1 pseudogene is annotated in these 3,742 nt (G+C 47.4%); it reads right to left on the minus strand.

Annotated elements, in window-relative coordinates:
• Positions 1 to 3,029: pseudogene (locus Q0037_RS01235) on the minus strand (hypothetical protein); the annotation flags it as partial.
• Positions 3,030 to 3,742: the final 713 nt, after the last annotated feature.

Here is a 3,742-nt window from a genome sequence, read left to right on the forward strand (position 1 = left end):
GGCGCAATCGGATTAAAGCCGGTTTGCGCATCGGTAGGCGTTAAGTGGTAACTCACCTGCACGTTGGGGTTGGTGGTGATCTCCGGAGTCTTCGTGCCCAACACAAAAGTACACGCCACCCCATCGTTGTTGTCGTCACACACTTCGTAAGCGGTGGGGGTGTTGGCCGGTGGCGAGGCAATAATCGTAATGGATTGCGAAACTGCTGTAGCACACTGTCCCGCATTGGGAGTAAACGTATACGTGTTTGAAGTATTGGGTGTATACGGTGGTGTCCAAACGCCAGAAATTCCATTATTGGAAATTGTAGGGAGGGGCGAAGCGATACCCGGACATTGGTTGGGCGCGATGGTAAAAACAGGAAGGTTTGAATTATTGATGACCGTCACGGTCAAGGTTGTGGTGGTCGCACACTGTCCCGCATTGGGGGTAAAGGTATAGGTGGTCGTCGCCGTGTTGTTGGGAGCGGGTGACCATGTCCCAGTGATACCATTATTGGAAGTGGTGGGTAGCGTAGGGAATGTTGTATTAATACAAATCGGACTGATAGCCGCGAAGGTTGGAGTGACCAAAGGGGTAATTGTAATATTGAGCGTGGTCGGATTCGCACACTGTCCTGCGCTGGGGGTAAAAGTATACGTAGTCGTCGCATTGGGATTAAACGCGGGACTCCATGTTCCAGTGATACCGTTATTGGAGGTGGTGGGTAGCGGGTTAACTGCAGTACCCGTACAATAAGGTCCCAAAACAGGGAACGTAGGAGTGGTACGCGGATTAATCGATATTGTCAACGTGGTTGTTGTGGCACATTGATTCACGTTAGGAGTGAATGTGTATGTGGTTGTTGAATTATTGTTTAAGGCAGGAGACCACGTTCCCGAGATTCCGTTATTGGATGTTGTAGACAAAGCGGGTATGGTGGCGCCTTGGCAAGAGGAAGGAGGAGTATTGAAAGTAGGTGTTACATTGGGGGTAATGGTTACCGTAAAGGATACGTTTACTGCGCATTGTCCTGGATTTGGAGTAAAAGTATATTGGGTAACTCCAAGGAGATTGGTGTCGATGCCAGCTGGATTCCATGTCCCCGTGATACCATTGTTGGACGTATTCATCAACAATACGGTTGTGATCGGAGCGCCTTCACACAAACTCAGGTTTGTGTAGGGGAATGTCGGCGTTATTTGTGGGTTTATCGTCACGGTTAAAGTAGTAGACGTCGCACAAGCACTGTTGATAGGCGTAAAGGTGTAAGTAGTAGTGGCAGTGCTGTTGGGCGCTGGTGACCAAGTTCCCTGTATTCCATTGGTAGAGGTGGTAGGGAGTGTAAATGTAGTGCCTACACATAGTGGACCAATGGGGGTAAACGCAGGAGTAACTTGCGGCGTAATTGTTACATTCAACGTTTGCGGATTCGCACACGGGAATAAAATGGAATCGGGATTGAAGGTGTAAGTTCCAGAGATGTTGGGATTTATGGTTGCAGGAGTCCAGGTTCCGCTAATGCCATTGGGCGAAGTAGTTAACAAAGGGGGCGGCGTGCTTCCTTGACAAATCGACGCTATAGGTGCAAAATTCGGATTGGTAAACGTTTGACACGGGGTATTGCATGTAACAGTCATCGGAGATACACACGATACTCCATTGGCTTGAATCGTAAAGGTAACCGACGTCCCCGGCGCCAATCCTGTCACCGTAAAATTCGAAGGCGCCACCCAAGTTCCCGTCACTGGAGTTCCACCGGCTACGGTGTAGGTATAGGTAAAATTGGTTTGTCCTACATTGGAAAAATCAAAATTCAACGAGGTAGGAGTGGTATTGGGACTGTTTAAATCACAAAACAAGTTCAAAGTAGGCCCCGTATTTTCAATGATCACATTTATCGGAACGCGCTCGCTTTCACATCCAGCAATGGTTTGACTGACATAATAGGTAAAAGTCCCTAATAGTGTTGTTGATGGAGTGGGTGGAATTGTTGAAGCAGTCCCTCCCGTAGCATTTAATCCATACCAATTTAAAGTTCCCCCTGGGGAAAAGTTAGCCGATAGGGGTGTAGCCGTTTGATTTTGACAGTAATTGACTGGCGTAGTTACCGTGGGAGTGGGGACCGCCGTAAAATTAATAGTCACGGTTGAGTTAATCACCAATCCACAAATATTGGTTGCTGTAAGGGTAAGCGTCACGCTGTTTCCTGTGGTGGGTAGGGTGAACGTGGGATTCAATATCGCCGGACTGCCCACAAAAGTACCTGCGGGGGCCGACCATAATACCGATTGAAATCCTTGGGCGGTTCCGTTGAGCGAAATGGTAGCGCCGCGACAAGCCGTTTGCGTTGCTCCTGCATTGACTGTAAAAGGAACCACAGGAGCCAAACAACCATTGTTTACATAGGTTGGAGCACCGGTGGTTGTAAAATTAACCGTAGCTCCGTCTTGCCCAGGAAGCGGACCGCCGTATCCCCCCGTATTGTTGATTAATAGACTGCGTTCATAGGTAACCGTATCGGTACAAGCGCCCCCAAACGACATCACTAAGGTTCGTGTCCCGGGTATGGTATTGTAATTCGCAAAATGCCCTCCAATGTTGGTGGCGTTATTTTGAAAAATCATATACACCGTGGTGGTCAACGTGGCAAAGGAATTGAACGTAACATTGATGTTTTGACTCGTCACCAAAAAAACCGTCGCATTGGCCGGTAAAACGCCACCGGTAGGTTCTAAAATAGTACCACAATTCCCCGCTGTGGCGATACTGGCATTCAATTGCGTTACAATATTGGCTGTGGCCGCATTTTGTATAATTCCTCCCCAAGGATTATTGGGCCAGGTAACGTTTAAATTGGCCGTATTTAAGGGGTTGGTCCCCACCCTAAAACGAACCATTTCATTGAATCCTTCCTCATTAGTAGGGTTTGTGGGTGAGCAAGCATCGACCAATATCGATTCAATTTCAAAACATTGCGATTGGGCTTTGGGAATGGATACCAATACAAAACCAAGTACGATATAATGTAGAATAGCTTTCAAGGACATGAAACTCCGATTTTTAGGGCTACAAAGTTAGTTATTTAAGCTGTTTAATTGAGGAAACATTGCAAATTTTCATTTCCCTTTTTGAAAACAATTGAAATGCATTTTACCCTAAGAATTTTCTCGGTTTTTTCGCTCCAAAAATCACTCAAGCAAACTTGGCGTAGTAGGATAGCGGGAGTTTCACGAATGCAGGATTGCCTACGACCGTCTTAAGCGCTACGCCTTGAAAATAAAAACCCGATCGCCCGGATGTACCGGGTCTGTTAACCCTCAGCCTTGGATGCAAACGTGTCCCCGATAGCACACGAATTGCTCCCCCGCACTCCCTCAACTTCCGGACTTCGCATGACACAAGCCCCAAAACCCCCAAAAGCACCCCAAGTTCAAGTAAGAAGATTTCTACAAATATTCTCGGCGGCGCCCTACGGTGTCCCTTTTTTTTTGACCATGCCGTAGCCCTGAACCCTTTGGAACTCCTTGAATTCTAGAGGACTCCGGAAAAATACCGAAAAAGCAGCGGAAAAATACTTTGCTCCACGGGGAAAAACCCTAGAAAGGGTTTGCCATGGATTCTTTATTTTAGTGCACATAGGAGACCACGAGGGGAGCTGCCTACCATGGACAATGCGTATAGCTGGAGTACAGGGGACAAAACGGGACAAAACGCCTTTTTTTTGTACGAAAGGGTAGCGATGTAAGGGCTTTTGGGGGTA

This window comes from Flavobacterium sp. (assembly GCF_027482425.1).
Classification (GTDB): domain Bacteria; phylum Bacteroidota; class Bacteroidia; order Flavobacteriales; family Flavobacteriaceae; genus Flavobacterium.